Source organism: Rhizobium sp. MHM7A, from assembly GCF_005862215.1.
GTDB lineage: Bacteria > Pseudomonadota > Alphaproteobacteria > Rhizobiales > Rhizobiaceae > Rhizobium > Rhizobium bangladeshense.
The window spans coordinates 83445-107970 of sequence record NZ_VCHT01000003.1; the positions used below are offsets into that span (position 1 = coordinate 83445).

At 62.4% G+C, this 24526-nt stretch carries 27 protein-coding genes and 1 pseudogene; 14 read left to right on the forward strand and 14 right to left on the reverse strand.

Annotation, left to right across the window (positions count from 1 at the left end; translation table 11 throughout):
• Nucleotides 1–73 precede the first annotated feature (73 nt).
• Complete coding sequence (locus tag FFR93_RS13190; protein WP_064711074.1) at nt 74–1039, reverse strand: SDR family NAD(P)-dependent oxidoreductase; 966 nt, start codon at nt 1037–1039, stop codon at nt 74–76.
• A 117-nt stretch (nt 1040–1156) separates the two neighbouring features.
• On the opposite strand from FFR93_RS13190, the gene FFR93_RS13195 reads away from it, so the two are divergent.
• From FFR93_RS13195 to FFR93_RS13205, 3 genes are all read left to right on the forward strand, one after another.
• Entirely contained in the window at nt 1157–2104 is a 948-nt protein-coding gene (locus FFR93_RS13195) for an AraC family transcriptional regulator (RefSeq protein WP_138393553.1), read from the forward strand.
• A gap of 144 nt (nt 2105–2248) precedes the next feature.
• Nucleotides 2249–3154: a S1C family serine protease gene (locus FFR93_RS13200; RefSeq protein ID WP_064706651.1), complete on the forward strand. Its 906-nt coding sequence runs from the start codon at nt 2249–2251 to the stop codon at nt 3152–3154.
• 102 nt (nt 3155–3256) lie between these two features.
• The gene (locus FFR93_RS13205; protein WP_138393554.1) at nt 3257–3637 is read left to right on the forward strand and encodes a VOC family protein; all 381 of its coding nucleotides are present in this window, start codon (nt 3257–3259) and stop codon (nt 3635–3637) included.
• A gap of 7 nt (nt 3638–3644) precedes the next feature.
• Here FFR93_RS13205 and FFR93_RS13210 read toward each other — a convergent pair whose 3' ends face one another.
• Complete coding sequence (locus FFR93_RS13210) at nt 3645–4607, reverse strand: LysR family transcriptional regulator (protein ID WP_138393917.1); 963 nt, start codon at nt 4605–4607, stop codon at nt 3645–3647.
• A gap of 124 nt (nt 4608–4731) precedes the next feature.
• Here FFR93_RS13210 and FFR93_RS13215 point away from each other — a divergent pair, with 124 nt between their 5' ends.
• The 3 genes from FFR93_RS13215 to FFR93_RS40845 all read left to right on the forward strand — a co-directional run bounded on the left by FFR93_RS13215 (nt 4732) and on the right by FFR93_RS40845 (nt 6837).
• On the forward strand, nt 4732–6132 hold the full coding sequence (locus tag FFR93_RS13215) for an MFS transporter (RefSeq protein WP_138393555.1): 1401 nt from the start codon (nt 4732–4734) through the stop codon (nt 6130–6132).
• 176 nt (nt 6133–6308) lie between these two features.
• Nucleotides 6309–6626 (forward strand): hypothetical protein, encoded by a 318-nt coding sequence (locus tag FFR93_RS13220; RefSeq protein WP_138393556.1) that lies wholly within the window; start codon nt 6309–6311, stop codon nt 6624–6626.
• Nucleotides 6627–6672: 46 nt separating this feature from the next.
• The gene (locus FFR93_RS40845) at nt 6673–6837 is read left to right on the forward strand and encodes a hypothetical protein (RefSeq protein WP_171049179.1); all 165 of its coding nucleotides are present in this window, start codon (nt 6673–6675) and stop codon (nt 6835–6837) included.
• On the opposite strand, the gene FFR93_RS13225 is transcribed toward FFR93_RS40845, so the two are convergent.
• Nucleotides 6828–7742, reverse strand: coding sequence for an SDR family oxidoreductase (locus FFR93_RS13225; RefSeq protein WP_138393557.1), 915 nt, complete (start codon nt 7740–7742; stop codon nt 6828–6830). The genes FFR93_RS40845 and FFR93_RS13225 overlap by 10 nt on opposite strands.
• A 105-nt stretch (nt 7743–7847) precedes the next feature.
• On the opposite strand from FFR93_RS13225, the pseudogene FFR93_RS13230 reads away from it, so the two are divergent.
• Nucleotides 7848–8300, forward strand: a pseudogene (locus FFR93_RS13230) (TetR family transcriptional regulator); the annotation flags it as partial.
• A gap of 247 nt (nt 8301–8547) precedes the next feature.
• Here FFR93_RS13230 and FFR93_RS13235 read toward each other — a convergent pair.
• Complete coding sequence (locus FFR93_RS13235; RefSeq protein WP_138393558.1) at nt 8548–9024, reverse strand: YcgN family cysteine cluster protein; 477 nt, start codon at nt 9022–9024, stop codon at nt 8548–8550.
• Between the two features lie 193 nt (nt 9025–9217).
• On the opposite strand from FFR93_RS13235, the gene FFR93_RS13240 reads away from it, so the two are divergent.
• The 3 genes from FFR93_RS13240 (at nt 9218) to FFR93_RS13250 (ending at nt 12661) form a co-directional block, all read left to right on the forward strand.
• Entirely contained in the window at nt 9218–11404 is a 2187-nt protein-coding gene (locus FFR93_RS13240) for a transglycosylase domain-containing protein (protein WP_138393559.1), read from the forward strand.
• A 128-nt stretch (nt 11405–11532) separates the two neighbouring features.
• Nucleotides 11533–12120: a DUF1214 domain-containing protein gene (locus FFR93_RS13245; protein WP_138393560.1), complete on the forward strand. Its 588-nt coding sequence runs from the start codon at nt 11533–11535 to the stop codon at nt 12118–12120.
• Complete coding sequence (locus FFR93_RS13250) at nt 12113–12661, forward strand: DUF1254 domain-containing protein (protein ID WP_138393561.1); 549 nt, start codon at nt 12113–12115, stop codon at nt 12659–12661. Before FFR93_RS13245 ends, FFR93_RS13250 begins: the two co-directional genes overlap by 8 nt.
• A 41-nt stretch (nt 12662–12702) precedes the next feature.
• Here the strand turns inward: FFR93_RS13250 and FFR93_RS40850 are convergent, their stop codons facing one another.
• Complete coding sequence (locus FFR93_RS40850; protein WP_167358952.1) at nt 12703–12870, reverse strand: hypothetical protein; 168 nt, start codon at nt 12868–12870, stop codon at nt 12703–12705.
• Between the two features lie 946 nt (nt 12871–13816).
• On the opposite strand from FFR93_RS40850, the gene FFR93_RS13255 reads away from it, so the two are divergent.
• A complete protein-coding gene (locus FFR93_RS13255) occupies nt 13817–14866 on the forward strand; it encodes a DUF2336 domain-containing protein (protein ID WP_171049180.1) in 1050 nt (349 codons plus the stop codon).
• A gap of 18 nt (nt 14867–14884) precedes the next feature.
• On the opposite strand, the gene FFR93_RS13260 is transcribed toward FFR93_RS13255, so the two are convergent.
• The 4 genes from FFR93_RS13260 to FFR93_RS13275 form a co-directional block, all read right to left on the reverse strand.
• The gene (locus FFR93_RS13260; protein ID WP_064706640.1) at nt 14885–15229 is read right to left on the reverse strand and encodes a DUF1491 family protein; all 345 of its coding nucleotides are present in this window, start codon (nt 15227–15229) and stop codon (nt 14885–14887) included.
• A gap of 61 nt (nt 15230–15290) precedes the next feature.
• On the reverse strand, nt 15291–16739 hold the full coding sequence (locus tag FFR93_RS13265) for a methyl-accepting chemotaxis protein (RefSeq protein WP_138393918.1): 1449 nt from the start codon (nt 16737–16739) through the stop codon (nt 15291–15293).
• Between the two features lie 107 nt (nt 16740–16846).
• Nucleotides 16847–17800, reverse strand: coding sequence for a peptidoglycan-binding domain-containing protein (locus FFR93_RS13270; protein WP_138393562.1), 954 nt, complete (start codon nt 17798–17800; stop codon nt 16847–16849).
• Entirely contained in the window at nt 17772–19313 is a 1542-nt protein-coding gene (locus tag FFR93_RS13275; RefSeq protein ID WP_138393563.1) for a HAMP domain-containing sensor histidine kinase, read from the reverse strand. Before FFR93_RS13275 ends, FFR93_RS13270 begins: the two co-directional genes overlap by 29 nt.
• Before the next feature lie 450 nt (nt 19314–19763).
• Between FFR93_RS13275 and FFR93_RS13280 the strand changes: the two genes are divergently transcribed.
• Both FFR93_RS13280 and FFR93_RS13285 read left to right on the forward strand, forming a co-directional pair.
• Entirely contained in the window at nt 19764–20252 is a 489-nt protein-coding gene (locus FFR93_RS13280; RefSeq protein WP_138393564.1) for a DUF5330 domain-containing protein, read from the forward strand.
• 384 nt (nt 20253–20636) lie between these two features.
• Nucleotides 20637–21059: a SufE family protein gene (locus tag FFR93_RS13285; RefSeq protein WP_064706636.1), complete on the forward strand. Its 423-nt coding sequence runs from the start codon at nt 20637–20639 to the stop codon at nt 21057–21059.
• 373 nt (nt 21060–21432) lie between these two features.
• Here FFR93_RS13285 and FFR93_RS13290 read toward each other — a convergent pair whose 3' ends face one another.
• Both FFR93_RS13290 and FFR93_RS13295 read right to left on the reverse strand, forming a co-directional pair.
• On the reverse strand, nt 21433–21864 hold the full coding sequence (locus FFR93_RS13290) for a MucR family transcriptional regulator (protein ID WP_011424588.1): 432 nt from the start codon (nt 21862–21864) through the stop codon (nt 21433–21435).
• 456 nt (nt 21865–22320) lie between these two features.
• Entirely contained in the window at nt 22321–22536 is a 216-nt protein-coding gene (locus FFR93_RS13295) for a hypothetical protein (RefSeq protein WP_064707049.1), read from the reverse strand.
• Nucleotides 22537–22724: 188 nt separating this feature from the next.
• Between FFR93_RS13295 and msrB the strand changes: the two genes are divergently transcribed.
• Nucleotides 22725–23138 (forward strand): peptide-methionine (R)-S-oxide reductase MsrB, encoded by a 414-nt coding sequence (gene msrB / locus FFR93_RS13300; protein WP_138393565.1) that lies wholly within the window; start codon nt 22725–22727, stop codon nt 23136–23138.
• Between the two features lie 140 nt (nt 23139–23278).
• Here the strand turns inward: msrB and FFR93_RS13305 are convergent, their stop codons facing one another.
• The 3 genes from FFR93_RS13305 to FFR93_RS13315 all read right to left on the reverse strand — a co-directional run bounded on the left by FFR93_RS13305 (nt 23279) and on the right by FFR93_RS13315 (nt 24484).
• Entirely contained in the window at nt 23279–23644 is a 366-nt protein-coding gene (locus FFR93_RS13305) for an SPW repeat protein (RefSeq protein WP_064706634.1), read from the reverse strand.
• 15 nt (nt 23645–23659) lie between these two features.
• Nucleotides 23660–23908: a hypothetical protein gene (locus tag FFR93_RS13310; protein ID WP_138393566.1), complete on the reverse strand. Its 249-nt coding sequence runs from the start codon at nt 23906–23908 to the stop codon at nt 23660–23662.
• A gap of 66 nt (nt 23909–23974) precedes the next feature.
• Nucleotides 23975–24484 carry an Hsp20/alpha crystallin family protein gene (locus FFR93_RS13315; RefSeq protein WP_064706632.1) on the reverse strand — a complete coding sequence of 170 codons (510 nt, stop codon included), beginning with the start codon at nt 24482–24484 and terminating at the stop codon, nt 23975–23977.
• Between the last annotated feature and the right edge of the window lie 42 nt (nt 24485–24526).

The following is a 24526-nucleotide window of genomic DNA, read 5'->3' on the forward strand; positions in this document are numbered from 1 at the left end:
ATTGTTGCATCTCATCGCTGTCACGAGAAAAGTCAGCCTCTGCGTTGGAGGCTCTGACGGCCGACCGGATGCATCATTGAATCGATGACGCCGCAAAGGCGTCGATGCCGGTCAGCCTCGCCGACAAGACCCACAGCCGTTCGGCCTGCTCGGGGTCGGTGGCGTGATCGCTCACACCGCCCGGCTTCCCATCGATCGCGCGGTCCGCAACATCGCAATCTTCGCAATAAAGGCCCCCCATTCCCTCGAGCTGAGGCGAGGTCGCCGCCCATAGCTGCGTGGCGGCGCCCTGCGATGGTGTCTTGAATGTCGGGTCGATGGGATTGCCATTCGCGTCGATCCAGCCCGCACCCACCATTTCCTCCCGTGAAAGATAGCGCTGCAGCGGCGTGAGGATCTTGCCCGGATGCAGCGAGAAGGCGCGGATGCCGGCGCCGCGCGCGAGCCTGTCCAGATGCAGGGCGAAAAGCGCATTGGCAGTCTTCGACTGGCCATAGGCCTGCCATTTGTCGTACCCGGCCTCGAACTGCACGTCGTCCCATCGGATTCCGGAGATCTGATGACCGCCTGATGAAACCGAAACGACACGGGCATTCCGCGAGATTGCCGGCCAAACGCCGTTCACCAAAGCGAAATGGCCGAGATGGTTCGTTGCGAATTGCGCCTCCCATCCATCGCCGACGCGGGTCTGCGGGCAGGCCATGATGCCGGCGCTGTTGATGAGGATATCGATGCCGCGGCCGGACGCGACGATGCGCTCGGCGAAGCGGCCGACGCTCTCAAGATCGGAGAGATCGAGCCGTTCGACCTGCACGCCATCGATGCCGGCGACGGCGTATCGCGCCGCTTCAATGTTCCTTGCGCCGATGATTACCTTAGCGCCGGCGCCCGCCAGAGCGCGCGTGGTCTCTAGCCCGAGGCCGGAATGGCCGCCGGTGACGATGGCGCACTTGCGGGAAAGATCGAGACCGGCCACAACCTCAACGGCGGTCGTGCGGGCTCCAAATCCGGAGCCGATAGGCACTTGTTTGTCGTTCATGATGATTGCCTTTGTTTCTGCTCGTTGTCAGGAGGACAGTCGCGAAAATAGGGTGTGGCGATCAGACGATCTATGCGTTAAAGTCCGCCATCTCTTCGCCATCGTCCGGATCTCAGCATGGACCCCTTATCCAACGTCCTCGCCCTGCTCAAACCGCGAAGCTATGTTTCCGCGGGGCTTGCGGCCGGTGGCGACTGGGCGATCGATTTTCCGCCTCCTGATGGCATCAAGTTCAACGCAGTCATTTCAGGCTCGTGCTGGCTCACCGTCGATGGTGTTGCCGAAGCCATCCGGCTGGAGGAAGGCGACTGTTTTCTGCTGACAAGCAGCCGGGCCTTTCGTCTCGCCAGCGATCCATCTGTCGAAGCGATTCCGTCCGACGTGATCTATTCGATTGCCCGAGACGGGATTGCGACTTGCAACGGTGGAGGCGAGTTCTTCCTGATTGGCAGCCGTTTTTCCTTTTCGGGAGGGAATTCGGACATCCTGCTCGCCATCCTGCCGCCAATCGTTCATGTGAAAAGGGATTCCGATCACGCCGCCGTGCTACGCTGGTCGCTCGATCGGATGACGCGCGAACTGCGCGACGGGCAGCCCGGCGGTTTTCTGATGGCGGAGCATTTCGCCCATGTCATGCTCATGCAGGTGTTGCGCCTCCATATCGCATCGCCGGACGCCCGCGGCATCGGCTGGCTTTTCGCACTCACCGACAGGCGAATCGGTGCGGCTCTCGGGGCCATGCATGCCGATCCGGCCCGCAAATGGACATTGCAGTCGCTGGCGGAACGGGCATCGATGTCCCGGTCCACCTTTGCTCTCCATTTCAAGGCAAAGGTCGGGCTGGCCCCGATGGATTACCTGACGCGCTGGCGCATGCTCGTGGCGGGAGACCGGTTGGCAAATTCGACCGAAGCAATTGCGAGCGTCGCCCTATCGCTCGGTTACGATTCCGAAAGCGCATTCAGCACCGCTTTCAAGCGGGTGATGGGGTGCTCGCCGCGACAATATGGTGACGCTCAGCAGGCCGATGATAAGATGCGGAACAATATTGGCGCTCAACCTTGATTGGTGCAGCCAGCAGCGGACGATCGCATCGGCGCGCCTAAATTCCGTTCGGCATAGTCTTGCAGCCGCCGACCATTCTCTTACCTATTCAAGGAAGAATGTGCCGGCCGTCAACCTTGCGCCGGCGCGCATCGGGATGAAAGCATGAATATCGATCCGATCCTGCGGTCAGTCGTGGCCGTCCGTTCCTCCATTCCGGAAGATGCCTTCACGGCGGAGACCCTGGGCACCGTCCGGGAGGGCAGCGGCGTGGTCATTCGCGACAATGGGCTGGTACTGACCATCGGTTATCTCATCACAGAGGCCGAGGAAGTCTGGCTGACGACCCGCGACGGCCAGGTGGTTCCCGCCCATCCGCTTGCCTATGACCAGGAGAGCGGCTTTGGTCTGGTGCAGGCGCTCGGCGTGCTGAAAGCCCCGACCGCCGATTTCGGCGATGCGGCCGCGGCCAAGCCCGGCGATCCCGTCGTGCTTGCCGATGGCATCGGCGAATATGTCCAGGCAAACATCGTGGCCCGGCAGGAATTCGCCGGCTATTGGGAATATCTGCTGGAGGAGGCAATTTTTACCGCACCGGCCCATCCCGCATGGGGCGGCGCGGCCCTGATCGGCGCAGATGGCAAGCTTCTCGGCATCGGTTCACTCCGCCTGCAGATGAGCCAGGACGGCGAGATCGCCGACATCAATATGGTCGTTCCGATCGATCTCTTGCCGCCGATCCTGGACGATCTCTTGAACCGCGGCCAGGTCAACAAGCCGCCCCGACCCTGGCTCGGCGCGTTCTCCGCCGAAAGCAATGGCGGCGTGGTGGTGATGAGCGTGGCGGAAGGCGGTCCGGCCGCCCAGGCGGGCCTGCGTCAGGGCGATATCATTTCGGAGATCCGCGACGAAGAGGTCGATGGCCTAGCCGATTTCTACCGCAAGCTCTGGAGCAGCGGCCCCGCCGGCGCCGAGATTCCGATTCGGATCCTGCGGAACGGCCGGGAAGCCTGGCTGCGGGTCAAATCCGCCGATCGCAACAGCTTTCTGAAAAAGCCGCAGTTGCAGTAGCATCGCATCGGCGCCTATGAACGAGGCAAGTTCGTTCGTTGACTTGGAGCGGTCGTTGAAAGATGCTGCCGTTCAGTCCTGGTATGAACGGAGTTGCGGCCCATGTTCGATCACATCTCCATCGGCGTCAAAGATCTCGAAAGAGCCCGCCGCTTCTACGATGCGGCGCTGGCGCCGCTCGGATATGAGCGCCTGTCGAATTCCGACGGCATGATCGGCTACGGCTCGGAAGAGGTCGGCCTCTGGGTGATGCAGGTTGCGCATCCTGTCGTCGCGGACATGCAATCCGGGCTGCATTTCTGCTTCGTTGCACCGAATGAGGCCGCGGTCGACGGCTTCTACGCGGCCGCGATCGCATCCGGCGGCTCCGATAATGGCGAACCGGGCATCCGGCCGGATTACGGCCGCTTCTATTACGCCGCCTTCGTCGTCGATCCGGACGGCTACCGCCTCGAAGCCTATTTCCATAAAGGCGAGATTTGACCGGCCGTCAGGCCGCAGCCCTTGAGATCGACACGCGGCACCCGGAAGCCTGAAGCGCCTCGGCGGCGACGTCGAGAAACAGTCGGCGGAACCAGAGTGCCCGGCCATCGGCCTGGTCGACCCGGCGATAAAGCATCGTCACCGGATCCGTTGGCAACGAAAGCGGCGGCTCGCAGATCGTCAGCCCATGCAGCTGCGCCATGCAGCGGCCGATCGATTCCGGCACGACGGCAATGGCGGGCATCGCACGCAGCGCCGTCGGCAGAGCGGAAAAGCGCGGCACGGTTGCCACCACACGCCTGCTGTGGCCGGTGCGGCCGAGGGCGATATCGATTGTCGTCGAGGCATTGCCCTCGAAGGAGACGGTGACATGCGCGGCGTTGGCAAAGTCCTCGATCCTGAGCGGCGCCTGCAATCTCAGTTGGGCCTGATCGTAGATGCAGATCGAAGTCTGATTGAACAGCGGCGCACGGATATGCCAGGAGGCCGGCTCGTCGTGCACCGAGACGCTGAAGTCGAAGACGCCCTCGTCCAGCCGGCGGGCGGCGTCGCGCTTGTCCGAAGCTATGCCTATCAGCCGGGCGCCCGGCGAGAGCTCAAGCAAGCGGGCGGCAAGGGGCCCGAAGAACGCCGATTCCAGATTGTCGCACATGCCGATCCGGAACTCGCCGTGCCAGATTGCCGGATCGAATTCGGCCTGCGGTCGGATGGCGCGTTCGATGCCCGACAGCGCATCCTCGATCGCCGGCGCGATGGAAAGGGCGCGCGGCGTCGGTTGCAGGCCGCGGCCGACGCGCACGAACAATTCGTCATCCAGCGCCTCGCGCAGGCGCCGCAAGGCGGCCGAGAGGCCCGGCTGTCCGAGTAGCAGGCGCTCGGCGGCACGGCTGACATTGCGCTCCTGCATCAGCACCGAAAAAGCGAGCAGCAGATTGAGGTCGATCTTTCGAAGTGTGGCGTCATTCATCATCACCAGTAATACCTGGCATGGCTACTATCAATTTGCAATAGGAAAGGAAGCTGTACATTTTCTCGTTCCCTGCCGCCCGGCAACCTCCCTCCGACGAGGCGGCAGCAAAGAAGGAACGATTTTGATGACACTTTCCAAATCGCGAAGCGGAGCGGGCTTGGCATTGCTCCTGCTCTGCACCGCCAATTTCCTCGACGCCATGGACGTCTCCACCATCGGCGTAGCCCTCCCCGCCATCCAGGCCGAGCTCGGCATGAAGGCAACCTCGCTGCAATGGGCCGTCAGCGCCTATGTGCTCGGCTATGGCGGCTTCCTGCTGCTCGGCGGCCGAGTTGCCGACGTCTTTGGCCATCGCCGGGTCTTTCTGTGGTCGCTGGCGGTCTTTGCCGCCGCCAGCATCGCCGGCGGCTTCGTCGACAGCGGCCCAACCTTGATCGCGGCGCGGCTGATCAAGGGCATAGCCGCCGCTTTCACCGCACCTGCCGCCCTGGCGCTGCTGCTCTCAGTCTTCGGCGAGGGAAGCGCGCGGGCAAAAGCGCTCGGTGTCTTCGCCTCCACCGGCGCGACGGGCTTCGTGCTCGGCATGGTGCTCGGTGGGGCGGCGACGATCTTCAGCTGGCGGGCGACGCTAGTCATGGGTGCGCCGGTGGCCATCCTGACGCTGGTTCTGGCGCCGCTGGCGTTGCCGGCCGACCAGAAGAGGACCGGAGTCCGGCCCGCCTTCGACTGGGCCGGCGCGATGACGATCACGCCAGGACTGCTGCTCTTCGTCTTCGGCATCACCAATGCCGCGGCGGTTGGCTGGCAGGCTTTTGCGACCTGGGCTTCGCTTGCGGCCTCGCTGGTGCTGATCCTGCTCTTCCTCGCCGTCGAAGCACGCCATGCCGATCCGATGGTGCCGCTCGGCATCTTCCGCAGGGCGAGGCTGCGGCATGCCAATGCGATTGCCGCCCTCTTTCAGGGCGCCTATGTCGGCTTCCAATTCCTGGCGACGCTCTATTATCAGAACGTCATCGGCTGGTCGGCCTTTACCACCGGTTTCTGCTTTGCCCTCGGCGGCGTCTTCGTGATGTTCCTGGCGCCGCGCTTCGCCACGATCGCGCAAAACCGCGGCGCCGCCGGACTGATGGCGGCGGGTGTCGGCCTGCAGGCGCTGAGCTACGTCTTCTGGGTGACGGCCTTCGGATCTGTCAATCCGATCCTGCTCGTCATCCTGTCGCAGATCCTGCTCGGCCTCGGCTATGCCCTGACCTACCCCTCCGTGCAGGTCGCAGCCCTTTCCGATGTCGAGGACGACAGGTCCGGACTTGCTTCCGGGCTGCTCTTCGCCTCCTTCCAGATCGGCGGCGGCATCGTGCTTGCGGCTGCCTCGGCGGTCTTTGCCGCCGCGCCGCAATTCGGATGGGATCCTTATGCCGCCGGCATCGCCTTCGTGGCGCTGCTTGCCGTCGCCGTCACCCTGCTTGCGGCCGCCGGGCCGCGGACATCCCTCGCCCGCCCGCCTGCCCACCAGGCGGCGGAATGATCGTCACGGCCCGCACCGCGAATGGTGCGGGCCGCGCCTGCGCCGGAGCCGCTGTCCGTTGCAACAATCCCGTTGCGTTGCCCTGGCGAAAGGCGCATTGTTTCAGCTTCGGCAGCCATTGCACGGGCGCTGCCGAGAGGGTGTCACACCCCCGCCCCGACGAAAGGAGGACTTCGATGTCTTCCACTTCCGATAAGCCATATCTGACGTCGTCCGATCTCGACATGCTTCAGGGCGTGCTCGATGCCGCCGGCTACAAAACAAGAATCCCGACCCGCGACGAAGAGACCTGCAACGCCGCAGCCATGCTGCTGATCAAATTGTTCCAGGAGGGCGTCAACTCGCCGGCCATGCTCTTGCGGGCGCTCGAATACCATTTCGGCAAACCGAAGAAGCAACCGAAACCGGTCACCCCCGTCTGCAACCGCTATGCGATCCAGGGATTGCCGCGCGAGCGCCGAGCCAAGCCGCCGGCCAATTCCGCCGGCCGGTGACGCGCGGGCAACGGCTTTCAATTCCGATCCAAAGGGAGATCCATCCATGGCAAAAGGTCAGCTGAGAAGCAATCGCGAGGCTCGCAAGCCGAAGAAGGACAAGCTGGCGACGAAGCCGGAGACCAGCTTCGCCGGCCAGATGAAGACGGCGGCCCAAACCGCGCCTCAGGGCAGCGGCGCCCCGAAGGGCGGCGGTCAGCCTCACCGGTAGCCGGTCACGTCAGCCGGTTTGCCCGGCTCCTGCACTTCCACCAGGTAGCGCCAGCAATCCGGCCGCGACCCGTCGATGTCGTCGAAACCATATGCCTTGGCCAGCTCGCCGCTCGACAGCGAGTGGCCGTTCCAGCGGGTGCGGTCAGGATCGGCTGCCAGGGCCGCGATCGCCCGGCCGACGAAGCGCGGAGTTTCGGAAATGGCGAAATGCGGCTGCGCCTTGGTGGCGTCGCGCCAATGCTCCTCGTCCACGCCGTAGGCCTCCAGCATCATTTCGGAGCGCAGCCAGCCCGGCGTGATCGAAACCGCAGTGGCGCCGTGTTTGGCCAGATCTTGCGCATGCGCCCAGGCCATGCGGGTGACGCCCGTCTTGACGAGGTCGTAGAAGGGCGAAAGCCGGTAATGCGTGGCGTTGTATTCGGCCGTGCCGTCGGTTACCTCCACCAGCAGCCCGCCCGGCCGCTCGATCATCAGCGCCAGCGCATAATGGGCTGTGATCAGGTGCGTCTCGATGCCGAGCCGCAGCATGCGCAGGCCCTTGTCCAGCGAATGCTCCCAAACCGCCTTGTCCCATTCGAACAGGTTTTCGCAGCCCCAGATGTCGTTGACGAGAATGTCGAGCCGGCCGGCCTCCGTTCGGATTTGCGCAACGAGCGCCTCGACCTGCTGCGGAACGAGATGATCCACCTGCACGGCAATGCCCTTGCCGCCCGCCGAAGTTACCAGCTCGGCCGTCTCCTCGATCGTTTCCGGCCGAGCATAGTCGGACTGTTGGACGCGCGTCGTGCGGCCAGTGACATAGACGGTGGCGCCGGCAGCGCCGAGTTCGACCGCAATGCCTCGGCCGGCGCCGCGCGTGGCGCCCGCTACCAAAGCCACTTTATCCCGCAAGTCCGCTGTCACTCCTCCATCCTCCACGCTAGAACGAAAACCGGCCGGTCGCGACCGACTCCAGTTGAATATAAACGAATGTTCGTTCATATTCAGAATGAAAGCAAGAGGTATTTGATGCCGCGCCGCCGCACCCTTTCCGACGAACAGCTTCTCGCCATGGTGCTGGCGCTGATCCATGCCGAAGGGCCGGATGCGGCGACTTTTGCCGCGGTGGCGAAAGCGAGCGGGCTTTCCGGCTCGACCCTGGTGCAGCGGTTCGCGACAAAGGCGGCTATGCTGCGCGCAGCCCTGCTCTATGCCTGGGACCGGCTGGATGCGCAGACGGCAAAGCTCGCAGACACCCTGCCGAAGACGCCGGACGGCGCCGTCGCGCTCCTTGTCGGCCTGTCGCAGGATTACGGCGATGATGCCGCCGCCTATGGCGAGGGATTGCTGGTACTGCGCGAGGATTTTCGCGATCCGGTGCTGCGCGCCCGCGGTGCGGCCTGGGGAACGGCGCTGACGGCGGCGATCGCCCGCTGTTTCGGATCGGCGGATGCGCCGGAGACGATCGCCCGGCTGATGCTGGTACTGCGCGAGGATTTTCGCGATCCGGTGCTGCGCGCCCGCGGTGCGGCCTGGGGAACGGCGCTGACGGCGGCGATCGCCCGCTGTTTCGGATCGGCGGATGCGCCGGAGACGATCGCCCGGCTGATGCTGGCACAATGGCAGGGTTCGCTCACCTGGTGGGGATTTGGCGCTGACGGTCCGGTGGCCGCCTATGTGGAGAGGGAATTGCGGCGCTTCCTGTCAGCAGTGAAATCCTGACGGCCGCTCACGCTTCTTCCTCGTCCTTTTCCGCGCCCACGGTCAGCGGCCAGTCGACGACGTAATCCTCGAGATCCTCGACATCGATCTCGTTTTCATTGATCGTGCGACCGCGCGCGGAAATGCCGGCGGCATGGACGGTCTCGGGATCGCCGGAGACAAGCGGATGCCACCAATAGAGATCGCGACCCTCGTTTATCAGCCGGTAGCCGCAGGTCGGCGGCAGCCAGGCGATCTCGGGCACGTTCTCCCTGGTCAGTTGCACGCAGTCCGGCACGAAATCCCAGCGGTTCTCATAGCTGGAGCAGCGACAGCTTTGGCCGTCGAGCAGCTTGCATCTGACCGAGGTGAAATAGATATCGCCGCGATCCCATTCCTCGAGCTTGTTGAGGCAACAGAGGCCGCAGCCGTCGCAGAGGCTTTCCCATTCGGCGGTGGTCATTTCGGCAAGCGTCTTGCTCTTCCAGAAGGGCAGATCGTTCATCGTCCGTTTCTTGCAACAGCGGCCCGCAAATTCACGTGACCGCCACTCTATCTCTCTTGTTATCCGCGACAAAATCAATCAATTCTTCAGCATGCTCCTGGTATCGGAGAGCTTTGGGCCTAGTGGCCTCGCGCTTTCGTCGCTTTCCGGCGACCGGACATGAGGCAAGCGCGATCAGGCGGGAATACAGGACGTGCAGGATCCGGACAACCCTGAAAAAGGGCCTAAAAAGGGAGCAGACACGCGAGCCGGTGACACAGCGGGCAGGCGGCCGACGAAGAGCCGCCACATTCTGCTGCGCATCGATTCGTGGATCGATTCGACCGTCTGGAATGCGGGCTTCCGCGCCGCCGAGATCTGGGAAGACACGACCATCTTCTTCCGCCGCTTTCGCGTGCGCGGCTGGAAGCGCATGGTCTTCGAACTTGCCGGCGAAGGGCTGACACTCGGGGCCGCCGGGGCGGTGATGATGCTGGTGCTTGCCCAGCCGGCTTTCGAGGCGACCAAGGAGGACTGGCGCAACCGCGGCGATTTTGCTGTCACTTTCACCGACCGCTACGGCAACGTCATCGGCCATCGCGGCGTCATCCACCAGAATTCCGTGCCGATCGACGAGCTGCCGGATTCCCTGATCAAATCCGTCCTTGCCACCGAAGACCGGCGCTTCTTCGACCATTTCGGAATCGATGTCGTCGGCCTCTTCCGCGCGATGGTCACCAACGCTCAGGCCGGCGAAGTCGTGCAGGGCGGCTCGACGCTGACCCAGCAGCTCGCCAAGAACCTCTTTCTTTCCAACGAACGCTCGCTCGACCGTAAGATCACCGAAGCCTTCCTGGCCCTGTGGCTCGAGGCGAACCTTTCCAAGAAGGAAATCCTCTCCACCTATCTCGACCGTGCCTATATGGGCGGCGGCACCTTTGGTGCTGCGGCAGCCGCGCAGTTCTATTTCGGCAAGAACATCACCGATGTGAACCTTGCCGAGTCAGCCATGCTTGCCGGCCTGTTCAAGGCGCCTGCCAAATATGCGCCGCATGTTAACCTGCCGGCGGCACGTGCGCGCGCCAACGAGGTGCTCACCAATCTCGTCCAGAGCGGGCTGATGACCGAGGGCCAGGTGATCGCCGCCAGGCGCTACCCGGCCACCGTCGTCGACCGCAACGAGGTGGAATCGCCCGATTTCTTCCTCGACTGGGCTTTCGACGAGGTCCAGCGGCTTTCGCCGCGCTTCCACCAGCATTCGCTGATCGTGCGCACGACGATCGACATGGGAATCCAGAAGGCGGCCGAGGATTCGGTCGAGACGTCGCTGCGCGAATATGGTGAGGCCTATCACGCCAAGCAGGGCGCCATGGTGATGATCGAGAACGGCGGCGCCGTCAGGGCGATGGTCGGCGGGCGGGATTACGGCGAGAGCCAGTTCAACCGCGCAACCCGGGCGCTGCGCCAGCCGGGGTCCTCGTTCAAGGTCTACACCTATGCGGTGGCGATGGAGAGCGGGATGACGCCGCAGACGACGATTGTCGACGCGCCGATCTACTGGGGCAACTGGAGCCCGCACAATTACGCGAATCGCTATGTCGGCCGCATCACTCTCGAGACGGCGATCGCCCAGTCGATCAACACCATACCGGTGCGGCTGGCCAAGGAGAAGCTCGGCATCCAACCGATCCGTGCAATGGCCAAGAACCTTGGCGTCGAAACACCGATCCGCGACGATGTCACCATCCCGATCGGGACATCCGAGGTGACGGTGCTTGATCAGGCGACCGCCTACGCCACCTTCCCGGCCGGCGGCTATCAGTCGCGCCGCCACGGCATTACCCAGATCCTCGATTATGACGGCGACGTCCTGTACGATTTCGATCGCGACGAGCCGCCGCCGAAACGGGTGCTGTCGGAACAGGCCGACGCCTATATGAACCAGATGCTGTCGCGCGTTCCCTATGTCGGCACGGCACGCAAGGCAGCGCTCGACAATGGTATCGTGACAGCAGGCAAGACCGGCACGACCCAGGCCTATCGCGACGCCTGGTTCGTCGGCTTCACCGGCAATTACACCTGTGCCGTCTGGTTCGGCAATGACGACTACACCTCGACCAACGAGATGACCGGTGGCTCGCTGCCGGCGATGACCTTCAAGCGCGCCATGGACTATGCCCACCAAGGCATCACGCTGCGCGCCATCCCCGGGATCGAAAACCCCCTGCCCTCAGAAAAGGAACTCGCCAAGACCGCCGCCGCCAAGCCGGCGGACGGATTGCCGCAGCTCATCCGGCCCCGCATGCTATCGGTTCAATCGACTGATATCCTCAAGAAGCTCGGAGAGAAGCTGAAGGAGGCCGCGCCGCTTACGCCACAGAAGGTCGCGAGCGCGCAATAGACGGCCCGAAGAACTGCGGCAGATGTCCCGCATCCGCCCGCCGCCAATCGGCGCCTATGTCGCCACCCGGCATTCCACCCCGCCAGAATCAGTGGTAACCCTGTCATCCCGTTTTCCAAGGTCATGACGTGTTTCGATTTCCCCTTTTCATCCTGATCACGCTGATCGTCGCCTTTGGCGGCGGGATCATGATTTCGCTTTACGCGCTGGATGCGACACAGGGTTTCGGAGCGATCAAGCTCGGCGCCTGGGAGGCCTTTCCGGCCTTGCAGACGGTCGATGCCGACCCTTATGCCAAGTCGCATCGAGCACGCGCCGGAAAACTTCTCTACGGCAGCGCGGAAGGGCTGACCTTCACGGCGAGCGTCGATGACGAAGGCGCACGGCTAAATGCCGGCTGCCGTTACCGCATCAGCGGGCAGACGCCGCCGGCCCGGCTCTGGACCCTGTTCACGGCTGACAATGGCGGCAATCCGGCGGCGGTGAAGACCGGCCTTCCCGCAGCGCTCAACTCCTGGACGGTGCTGCGCCAGCCCGACAGCAGCTTCGCGATCGAAATCTCCGCCGTAGCCCAGTCGGGCAATTGGCTGGCCCTGCCGCAGGCCGGAACCTTCCGTCTGGTGCTAACGCTGTTCGACACGCCGACCGCCGGCAGCTCCGGCGTCATCGACCTCGCCATGCCGAAGCTCACCAAGACCGGATGCGGCAATGCTTAGAATACTCTTCGCCGTCCTGACCGGACTTTTCGGCGCGGCGCTCCTGCATCTCGTCATCATCCTTTCCCTGCCGCACTTCACCGGCAGGGATGCGGCCACCCGCGTGGCGGCGGAAGGAGAACCCAACAATTTCCACCTGCTGACCGACCATTATGACGAAGCGGGCCTTGCCAATCGCGACCCTTTCGTGCGGACCGCCGTCTGCTCTTTTGACGTCGAGGATGCGCCGGTGCATTTCACCGCGAAGGGCAATGTGCCCTTCTGGTCGATCGCCATCTACGACAGCGCCTCCAATGAAGTCTTCAGCATGAACGACAGGACCTCGGTCGGCGGCGCGCTCGACGTGCTGGCAGGCAGCCCGATCCAGCTGACGGATCTGCGCAAGAACCTGCCGCAGGAGCTGGAGCAGGCTATCCTGGTGGAAATGGCAAGGCCCGACGGTTATGCCGTCCTGCGGACCCTGGCGCCACAGGCAAGCTTCGATGAGGCGGCGCGCAACTTCCTGACTGAAGCGGGCTGCGAGCAATTCACCATCCGCTAACTGCCCGCATTTCGGGCCACGCGCTGCGGTTGAAGAGGCGCTTACTTGTTATTGGCGCGCGGCGCGGGCGCCGGGCTATGTCTAGGGCTCTCGGCGAGCCGCTCGTAACGGACCCCGGTGAACCAGAGGATCTTGGCTTCGCGCGGTTCCTTGTCCAGGCGACGCGGCGCCCGCGGCCGCCGATCCGCCAATGCGACTACTATTGCCATTCTCGTCTCCATGCACTGCCCGAGACGGATGAACTTGCGATGGATTTCACCCTGCCCGCCACTCTGCGGGCCGGCGCGTCCTGCGGTGCCGGCATGACCGGACCGAGGGCATTCGCGCCTTTCCCACGGCACCTGACTGAAATACCGTGATGCGGAGTTTCGACGATCCAAACACTCAAATCGCGTCGTTCCTGTCCGAATTGAGACATATGACAGTTAACAGTTTACTAATATTCGGCGGATGCCAAATACAGTTTCCGTGACTTCTTCTTCAACGCGCGAGGAGTCGATTTGGTTTCATGCGGATTGCTGAAAGCCCCAAAGGCGGGCAGTTATGAAATACTAGAGATAATTCATGTAGTTGACGGCAGCGCAACGACCCATCTGCAGCAAGCGGCGCCGCTGTTGCAAATATGCGGCACAAAAATACTTGTTGCGGCACGTCTTGATCTGCTCAGGTTTGCCTTGCCGCGGTCACGCGTTTTAGAGGCGGATCGATGGCAGTTCCGCCAGGTTCGAAGCCGCTGCAAGCAACAGCCTGATCTTCATCTTCCTCTTTGCGGCATGTTTTGACTGCTTCCTGAGACGGACGCATCGGGAGCGTGAAGCCGAAGCTGCATGTCGACACCGCCTCCCCTTTGGCACGCTGATGAAGACAGCCGCGAAAGCCGCCGACCGCCGGACCCGATCAGGAGGGGACCGGGCTGTCTCGGCAGCGCACCGGCGGCAGAACGGCCGCAGCGCCATTTCAAAACGATGGCTTTCCGATTGCCGACCATCCTTTACACCCTTAGCGTGTACATTTCTGTAGCATTTTAATAAAATCTTCAGCATCCATTAACCGTACCGGTGTAGGATTTGTTCATATCGTGTGGTCCGACAGGCGTCCCCGCCAGCGCTATCGGCCCCATGGTTTCCCTTGGTTCTGCGTTTTCAGGGTGTGCTTGTGCGTGACCGGTTTCGAGACCTAGAGGGCCCGTTGGCCGTCAGGAAAAAGGACGTGGTGTTAATGGCGACCGTCAGCAGTTTCGAGAGCCTGTCTCGTCCGACACGATCCGAGCTGCGCCAATTCGCCGAACTTTTCACACCGCTGTTCCAGGCTTCCTCCGACGAGGCCAAGCGACAGGCGGTCGCCGCCCTTTCCCAATGCAAGACCATGCCGGCAGCCGTGGCGTTGTTCATAGGCAATCAGCCGATCGAAATCGCCGCGCCATTTCTTACCGCCTCGAAGGCTATCTCCGACGACACGCTGATCACCATCGCGCGCATGCAGGGTGCTGCGCATGTCAAGGCGATCGTCAGCCGCGATTCGCTGTCACCGAAGGTCATCGACGCGCTGGTGGCCTTGCGCCAGACCCAGCCGCGCGCCGCGGCACCTTCGGCGCCGACCACCGAACTGTTCGCCGTCCCGCTTTCGCCGGCTCAGGCGGAGAGCAGCGAGGCCGAAGCGCTGGAGGGGCAGCGCCTCGCCAATGAAGAGGCCTTGCGCGGGCGCATCCTCGATCTTGCCGGCCATCTCGGCCGCGACGATCAGGACAGGCTCGGCCTGCGCACCCTCACCGACATTCAGGAAGCGCTGCTGGTGCGCTTCGCCCGCTCGCGCGAGGCGACGCATTTCGCTACCGCGCTCGCCGACGCGCTTTCCGCCAGCCGCTGGCTTGCCGAGCGCATCATGCTCGACCTGTCCGGCCAGCAGCTCGCCACGACGCTGACGAGCCTCGGCATGGGCTTTCTCGACGCCGTCTTCGTGCTGGAAAAATTCTATCCGCATCTTGCCGAACGACAGCACAATGTGACGCGCGGCTGGATGGTGCTCGATGCGCTCGATCCGGAGGAATGCCACGAAAGGGTGGAGAGCTGGCGGCGCGCTGATCGCTACACCTACAAATCCGAAGCATCCGATTCACGCACATCTCGGGAAACGGACAACCACCGCTTCAGTCGCCAGCCGCCGGCGCAGCGCGACATGCGCGTGCTGGGACGGCGGTCCCGTTGAGCTGACCGGACCTGGCTCTCAACGATCACCCGCCAGCGGGATCACGTCGCCCAGTTCCTCCGCCTCCAGCTCGACGATCCAGAGGTCGGGGTCGAAGCGGCGTTCGCGCTCCAGCATCACCCGCACCGCTTCCGGCTCGCTGCGCGCGAGACGGACTTCGAACAGGCGGTCGCGGACCTCGTCTTCGCCGAAAGCGGTCTGCGGCGCCGGCGCATAGAGCGTTTCCAGGCCGTCGCGAAAGTGCTGGCGGATGAAGATCGCGCCCGCTTCCTCCGCGCCCCTCTTCTCCACAGCGGCGAAATCGCCGTTTGCGAAGACGCGGCGCAGTAGCGAGGACACGAAGATGTCGGCGCGTAATCTCATCGAGGCGATATAGACTGGGCCGCGGGCGCCGGCAATCCGCAGTCGAGCTTTGACGAATGCGTCAGACCTTGACTGCCAGCCGCAAGCCGCCCCAATGGCGGCCCCTGACGGTGATCGGCGCGGAGATATCCTTCATCATCACGAAATTGCCGCCGCCCATGTCGCGCCGATAGGTCTGGACGAGGAAAGCCGCGGTGCTGCGGCCGGCGGCAAGGCCGACGCGATCGGCGAAGATGCGGCGATTGCGGCAATTGGCCGTGTTCCAGACGACATCGCCCGGCCGCTGTGGTTGCGAGAACTTCCGGTTATGAGTTGGCAGGTATCCGTTTTCGTCGACTGCCGCACAGAAGGCAATGCGCTCGTCCAGGGCAACGACAGGCTCCTGAATCGGCGGCAGCAGGCGGTCGGCGAGTTCGGTGAAGGCGGCCATCATCTGAGCCGGATCGGTGCCCGGTATTGGCCGGTAGCGTCGGTCGAAGAGGGCGTCGAGACCGATCTGGCCCTCGGCGACGGCACGTTCGAAAGCGCCTGAAATCTGCCGCGCCACCGATTGCGCTTCCTCGATCCAACGGCTGTCGGCGGTCTTGACGCCGGCACTAGCCGTCAACTGGATCAGCGTTTCCGACAGGCCGACGACACTGTCGACGCGTTTAGCCGCCTGCTGCAGCCTGACATTCGAACCGGCGACCTCGCCAGACATTTCGCCGAGTTTCTGGACGAAGCCGGCGCATTGCTGGTCGACCGCCTCGGTGGTGTTGGCCATGACGGTCGAACTGTCGAGAATGCGGGTGATGACATGTTCCATGCTTTCGAAGGCACCGCGCATCGCCTCCGACTTGTCGCGCACGCCGGCGGCGCTGTCGCGCGCATCGCCACCGACCGCCGACAGACGGTCGATCTTCACCCGCAACTCATCCAGCGTGTCCTGAATGGAGCCCGTCGCCTTCGAGGTCTGCAGCGAAAGTGCGCGCACCTCAGCGGCGACGACGGCAAAACCCTTGCCTGCATCGCCGGCGCGCGCCGCCTCGATCGCGGCGTTCAGCGCAAGGAGGTTGGTCTGACGGGCAATGGTGCTGATCTCCTCGGCAATCTTGTCGACATCGGCAAGCGATTTCGAGAAGCCGGCGATTTCAGCGCCGATGACGTTGGAAGACTGAACCATATGGCCGATCTCGGCGACGGAGCCGGATAGGCGGTCGGCGGACTCCTTGAGCATTTGGCGCGCTTCGGCCGCGGTGCGGTCGGTCTCGCGCAGCGACAGGGCGACGGAGCGATTGGTCTCGGCAATCGAAAGCGCGGTGCTGGTGACGTGATCGAAGGCGGAGGCATGGCGCGCCGACATCGCCGCCATGTCCTGAATGGCGCCGGCAATATCGACGAGATCGATGCCAAGGGTGGAGGCTTCTTCGGCAAGGCGCTGCAGGATGTGGCGCAATCCCTCGCGATCACGGCCTTCCACTTCGACCGCCGGTTCTCCGGCCAGACCGTCTATCGCCTTCAGCGCATGCATGACCGACATCCCCCGCCCTCAATTGGCAAAGCTTCGGACAACATGGTTAATAAGTTGCAAACGACGCCGGCGTTTTAGACTTAGGTTGTAGTGCCTGCCGCGAATGCCTAAATCGCGCCGATTTCCTTCAATTTCTTCAGCACTGCCTCGTTCGGCTCGCCGTTTTCCGGAAGGTTGTAGTGCTTCTGGAAGTGCCGAATGGCAGCACGCGTCTGCTCGCCGGCCACACCGTCGACGCCGACATTGGCATAGGCCATGTTAGAAAGACCCTTTTGAATCTTCAGCACCAGGTCGACAGCGGCGAGCTCGTTTGATGGAAGCTGCTTCGCGGCTGCTGGAGCCGTCTTGACGGTCTTTTCGGCGCTGCGGATCGCTGCGGCGACCGGGTCTTCCGCCGCCGCCTGCGAGCTTACATCCTCGCGCGGCTTTTCCACGGGCACGGTCGAGGGGCCGGCAGCGTCCGTTTTCAGCGCAGCCAGCACCTCCGGCGTCGCCTCCCCGGTCTGGGCCATGCCGACGGTCTCCTGGAAGAAGAGGATGGCCGCACTGGTGCGGGGGCCGATGATGCCGTCAGCTGTGCCATTATAGAGGCCGCGGCGCACCAGCTGCTGCTGGATGTCCATGACGAGCTGGCTCGGCTGCTGAGCGGGTGCGGCCGGCGCCGGCGTCCCGCCGGTGGTGGCGGCATCCTCCGGCCGTTCGATCCGGAAGGTGGTGACGTCAGCCGGTTGTTCGTCGGCCGGGCGACGGGCACCGAGCACGTTAGGAGACTGCGGGTCGCGAGTGCGGAAAATCGGGTGCGGATGCAGCCCAGGCTGATACCAGAGCGCATTGGCCGCAACGAAGGAGAAGATGACGAAGAAGGCGATCGTGCCGCCGGCGACAGACGGATTGCGACCGATAACGCCGCCCAGTGCGGATGCCCCCTGCAGGCCGAGACCGCCCAGCGCAGATGCGCCCTGCAGGCCGAGGCCGCCGAGAGCGGCCGCACCCGAGACGACAAGGCCCGGCTGTTGTCGTCGCTTCTTCCCCTTAGGCGATTTTCGCTTGCGCGCGGCCATCGAAAAGCCCCTCTCTCAATTCTACTCCGGTACCGACCGCGTCCTTCAGCCGCGGCGGAAATTCGACAGTCGCGCCATGGTCGGCATTTTCGGCGCGCCGGGCGCCCGAGCCGTCCATCGCGATCTCGATGGTGATGATCGTACCCTCGCCCGGCTGGCTGGCAATCGCAAAATTCCCGCCATGCAGCGCCACCAGCCCCTTGACCAGCGAGAGGCCGAGACCACTGCCCTCGAAGCGGCGGGTGTAATCGTTCTGGATCTGGACGAAGGGCTGGCCGAGCATTGCGAGCTTGTCGGCGGCAATGCCGATGCCGGTATCACTGACCGTCAGCTTCAGGATGCCGTCACGCGCCGCCGCATCGACGGAGACGACGCCGCCGGCCTCGGTGAATTTCACGGCATTGCCGACGAGGTTGATGAGGATCTGCTGGATAGCGCGCTGATCTGCGACGACCTCGCCAAGCCCGCGCTGAATCCGGCTCGTCAGGGTGACGCCCTTGGTCTTGGCTTGCAGTGCCAGCATCGATTCGCAGGATCTGACGGAGCCCGAGATATCGAAGGCTTCGAGAATCAGTTCGTAGCGGCCGGCTTCGATCTTGCTCATGTCGAGCATGGTATTGACGACCGAGAGCAGATGCGCGCCGGACTCGCGGACGAGGCCGACATATTCACGCTGGCGGTCGTTTTCGAACTTGCCGAAATATTCGCCGATCAGAATATCGGAGAAGCCGAGAATGGCGTTCAGCGGCGTGCGCAGTTCGTGGCTGACCGCGGCGAGGAAGCGCGACTTGGCATCGTTTGCCGATTCGGCGTCGGCCGCACGGTTCTGGGCTTCGGCCCGCAGCTGCTGCTCGACGGACACGTCGCGCAGCTGGGCAATGACGGCGGCAAGCTCGCCATCGGCATCGCGTCGCGCCGTCATGTCCATTCTCAGGTAGGCGAACTGGCGCTGATCGCGCGAGACCGAGGGCCGGTCGAGGCGCAGATCGACGCTTGCAGCATCTTCGCCGCGCCTGAGGTCATCCAGCGCCTGCAGGAACAGGATGCGGTCGGAGACATGCACCTGCTCCAGAAAGCCCCTGCCCTTCGGCTCGCGCATCCAGGCAAGGAAATCGCGCCGGTCGCGGCCGCCTATGGTGGCGACGCTGCCGTGCGGATCCAGGAAGAAGACGAGGCCGGGGGTGACGGCGAGGAAGAAATCCTCTGCCGACTGTGTGGCAATGCCGGCGGACGAGCCCTGGCGGGCAAGCGCGATGCTGCCAACGGCGGAAAAGAGAAAAGCGGCGCAGACCATGGCGACGCCGGCCGGCAGCGCGACGGCGGGGCTGGTGACCGCCGAAAGACCGACAGGGGCGGCGACGAGTGCGGCCGAGGAGAGCAGCACGAGGCGCCGCAAAATCGCAAGCTCGCTCTGGCGCACGGCTTCGCCGCCACCCGTCCGGGAAAGCCAGCTTGTCGCCGCCCGGTCTACGAGGGCCGTCACCCAGCCGCCAATGTCACTCAATACTCGCACGCAATACCCGCCCACAAAGGCTGTCTGTCGATCCGGACAATAGGCCCCCGCGACTTAAGGAAAGGATAAGGCAAAAGCGCTGTTCACAGCCAGAAAGCGCAGAAATTCCCGTTTTGAAGCATCCGAGGGCTCCTTTGCTTTTTGTGGTTAATAGCCGGTAAGCGACGGATTTCCTTCATATTTCAGCACCGCGTTAACTCCTGTGGCAAGGCGAACCGGCAAAAGCCCTGCAATTGCAGGCAGGTGCTGCCCTGATGCTTAACGACAGTCACTCGCATTTGAATTAAATGCGGTTCAAATGCGCTTCGCTAAAATTTGAATTAAATTTGCCGCAAATGCGCGCGAGTTTCGAAAAGCGGCATTCGCAACTTGCCGGTAGGGTGAACGCACACCGGACAACCGGCCTGATTCGGCGACAGAACCGACGGGAAAACAGGATGGGCAACGACAATGTGGTTTCTGATCAAAGGATCCTTCTGGTTTGGCCTAGTGCTCGTGCTTCTTTCCGTCTTCAGCACGGAAGGATCGGACAAACTCGCCGACGGCCCGCAATTGCAGCTTTCCGATGCCTTCCTGGCGGCGAGCGGCGCCTATGACTATCTCACAGGCATGTGTTCGGAAAAGCCGGAGGTCTGCGCCAAGGGCACCGAGACCCTGACGGCGCTCGGCTACCGGGCCCGTGAGGGCGCCCGCGTCGCTTACGAACTTCTCGACAGCCAGTTCACGGACGAACAAACGACGACGGCAAGGCTCGCCGAACCGGCAAACCGGACGGCACCCGCCATGCCCTCCCTCGCCTCCCCTTCCGTTCAGGAGAAGGTGCGCGAGGCGAAGGCTGCGCTCAACCAGCCGATGCCTTACCGTCCGCCAGTCGACGATGAGTCCGAGACCGTGGTAACCGGCGCGATCCCGCTGCCGACGCCGAAGCCGGCGATCTGACGGGACTGCGGTCAGCCGCCCGCCGTCTTATGCAACTGTTCGACCTTAATACCGCAATGTCCGACCCGAGACTGCGTTTCGTTGGAATTTCTTGAGCTTGCATCGGTGGTCCGCATGACGCGGAAATGCCCCTGCCTGACGTGCCTGCCCTGTTTAATTTAGCATGTTGCTGCGCCGTGCGGATGCCCATCCCTCACGGCGTTTCTTTTTGCGATAACGATATCGCGCAACGTAAAGGCTAAAGCGCATGCAAACCTGGAAAGACTGCCGTGCGCTTTAGCGGTTCAAATTTGCCGACCTTTCACCTATATGCAGTTCTAGAGCATGTCCGGACGCAAAAATGCCGCGCAGTTTTGCTCACATGCCAACGGTGAAAGGCTTTTAATGGCATCCCTCGACCAGATCATCGACGACTTCGCCTTCCTGGACGATTGGGAAGACCGCTACCGCTATGTCATCGAACTCGGCAAGGCACTGCCGGAGCTCGCCGAGGAAAAACGCACCTCAGAAAACAAGGTGATGGGCTGCGCCAGCCAGGTGTGGCTGGTGACGCATACGTCGGGCGATCCGGAAAACCCGATCATGAGTTTCGAGGGCGATTCCGACGCCCACATCGTGCGCGGCCTTGTCGCGATCGTGCTTGCCACCTATTCCGGCAAGCCAGCTTCCGAGATCGCTGCTCTCGATGCCTTCGAGATCTTCTCCAAGATCGGCCTGGTGGAAAACCTGTCGTCGCAGCGCTCAAACGGACTGCGCTCGATGGTGAAGAGAATCCGGGAAGAGGCGAAAATCCGCGCTGCGGCTTGAACGCGATCATTCGGTTCAAACGAGCGTCACAGACCGAGCGATTCCAAGCTATCCTGCCGCCTCGTCGAGTATATTAACACTTCCTCAAAATATAGGAATACATTCTAGGCTGCACCGCCAAGCATTAGGTGCATTGCCTCGTAATAACTCGTCTTACCCTGCCTCATCCGCGATAGCCGCGAAACAGTCTGGAAGATTATTTTCCTCGCGGCGAGCGGGATGAATTTGGGCCTACTCGGATTAAAGTCCGAATTCCTGTCATTTTACAGATCAGGCGCTCGAAAACGGCTCGCGGCTCGGCATCATGCTTGCGGTACAGACAGAAAAGCCGGGCACAAGACCCGGCTTTTGTCGTTGACAGCTTTTGATAAGCTCAGCCGCGGCCGCGCTTGCGGCGCTGACCCAGGCCCATCTCCTTCGCCAGGCGCGAACGCGCTTCGGCATAGGCGGGCGCTACCATCGGGTAGTCGGTCGGCAGGTCCCATTTCTCACGGTATTCTTCCGGCGAGAGACTGTGATGCGTCATGAGGTGACGCTTGAGGGACTTGAAGTTGCCGCCGCATTCCAGGCACGTAATCTGCTCGTCCTGTACGGACTTGCGGACAGAGACTGCAGGCTTCTGCTTTTCGACAACGGCCGCAGCGGGCTGCGGTACGGATGTGTTGCTCAGTGCCGAATGCACGTCGGAAATCAGATTCGCCAGGTCGCTGACCGGGACAACATGGTTGCTGACATAAGCCGCGACGATGTCGGCCGTCAGTTCCACAAGCAGCTCCGGCGCATTGCCGGTCGCCATATCCGTCATATTTTTTCTCCTGTTAGCATGCTCAAATGATCTTTGACTGTCACGCCAAAGACCCGCCTCGTAGAAGCGAGCAGCAAAAGCACAGGAAGCAATCTTCTGTTTCGAAAAACGTGAAATCCACCCCTAGATTCCGAAGTCCGAGACCTGTTCTTATACTGCCTGACTGAAAACCACTACCGTCCTCTTCCAGGCGATGGCCCCAGTTAGACATTGAAAATCAAAACTGAGGGACTTGGAAGCAGAACGATTGTAATTCACAATCAGAATTCTACTTGCATTTTCAAATACCATCGTTTGGCCGAAAGGCCAATTATTATTTGTCGTTTTTCTTGAGAAAAAATGGCTGATGAAGAATTATAGGACTTTAGGCCAAGCTTTACTCACAGCTTCCTGTGCATAAGTTCGGCGTAAAATAGGTTAAGAGGCCAACAGCATCGGCTCAGAGAGTTGCCATGATCAGGCCAGCGAGCGGGAGAGACGCGTCAGCAGCCGGACGACCGAGCCGTGCAGGATGAAGAGCAGAAGCGTCAGCGGCCAGAGCAGGCAGGCGAGAAGCCCGGCGAGACGATGAAACGTCAAACCCGCATGATTGGCCCAGCCCTCCAGCAGAGTGACCGCCATGGCGGTCACGGCCACAAGGCTGTAGAGCAGGACGATTGCGGCTTCAAACACCAATGGCTCCTCAATGCACGTAACATTAACCCTAACAGAAAACCCTTAATAGATGTAAAAGCAGACGTCTTCCCTGACTGCTGCATGCCGCGATTCCCGCGGCACGGCGCCGGAGGCTTGATGAACCAAGGACGGCGCACCACATTTTCTCGCGAAACGGAACCGCCCTTCGGCGAAAGGAGCACGTCATGTCCGAAACTGCAACCACCGCCAAGATCCATAAAACCGACGCCGAATGGAAAGAGCAACTCACGCCGGAGCAATACCGCATCACCCGCCAACACGGCACCGAACGCGCCTTCACCGGCCCTTATTGGGATTCCTTCGAGACGGGGCTTTACCGCTGCGTCGGCTGCAACGCACCGCTTTTCCGCTCCGACACGAAATTCGATGCCGGTTGCGGCTGGCCGAGCTATTTCGAAGCGGTCACTCCGGAGGCAGTGACAGAGCATCAAGACACGAGCTACGGCATGGTGCGCACTGAAATCCGCTGCGGCACCTGCGATGCCCATCTCGGCCACGTGTTTCCCGATGGCCCGCCGCCGACCGGCCTGCGCTATTGCATCAACGGCCATGCCATGGCGTTCGAGCCGGGGGAGTAGGCGCTGAGTCACGGCAGTCCGCCGACCCTTGGCCCCGCGGAGGCGCCGTCATGGCCACCCGACACGTCCCTAGTCTCGACCGGCCTGATCGGGCACGGCAAAGAGAGCGGGCTCGGGAGGCCCGAGCCCGTCCGATCTCGTCATGCGGTCGACACCGGATGGTTATGACTGAACCAGATGCTGCCCGCCGCGAGGACCGCGACGACCAGGCCGACAATCACATGCGCCCACATGGCTGCTATCACGGCTGAAAAGCCGAGGATCCAAGGAGCAATCACGGCCCATATCCCGAGGACGAGGTTGCACCATTCCTCCGCCTCATAGAAGGCATAGAGGGCAGCGACGGCAATCACGGTGATGGCCGCGCCCACGATCCACGCGTTCCAGGCGGCAGAGGCCTCAGCGGCGAAACCGAAAAGCCAGGGCGAGATGAAAAGGCCAAGACCCGCAACGATATTGACGATATCGAAAGCGGTCCGGTTGTTGGAAGACAGAGACTTCAGCATCGATCATTTCTCCTTCTACTTGGTTGCATCATCAATCACCGCCTCCTGCGGGCAGAAGACGGCTGCAGCGGCAGCGCTTGAATCGCCATCGCCGCAGAGCTCGTTCATCGTGGAGTGAGAAGCCGGAAAAGAGATGCGGGCAACGCTATTCCATGGGAACTGCGGCCCCGTGAAAGGAAGACGGCTGCGCCGATAGTCGTTCGAGGCGCGGAAGCCGGAGATCGGTGCTATGTTTTCGAGGCGTGTATTTCTGATGATCTCCACGGTTTATCCTCCCCAACCTGGTGAAGGATGAGCAGCGGCCGGACAGCTGGCCGGCCGCCGCACTCGTCAGCTTCTGATGGCGATGCGCTTGACCTGTGACTGTGCCTTTTCGGTCTTGGGCAGAGTGACGGTGAGAACGCCGTTCTTGAAGGTGGCGTCGACCTGGTCGTCCTTGACCTCGGTGCCGAGCGGGATGCGTCGCTCGAAGCGGCCATAATAGCGCTCCGAGAACTGCTTCTCCCGGTCTTCCGTTTCAGAACGCTTTTCACCCTTCAGCGTCAGCACGCCGTCATTGAGGAAGACCTCGATGTCCTTTTCCTCAAGACCGGGTACTTCGGCCGTCACCTTGATCTGCTTGTCGGTGTCTGAGATCTCGACACTCGGCCAGCCTGCACCGAAGCCGCCGGCGCCACGAAGTGACGGAAGGCCGGAGCCGAAGCCGCGGAAGACGTCGTCAAACAGCCGGTTGACCTCGCGGTGGAGCGACAGGAAAGGATCCCGGTCGTCCTCGCGAAAAAGACTCGGCATCTGATTGCTGTTATTGCGGCCCCAGGGAATCAAATCACGAACACTCATGGTTTTACTCCTTTCTGATGGAGCACCAGACGACGCCTGGCG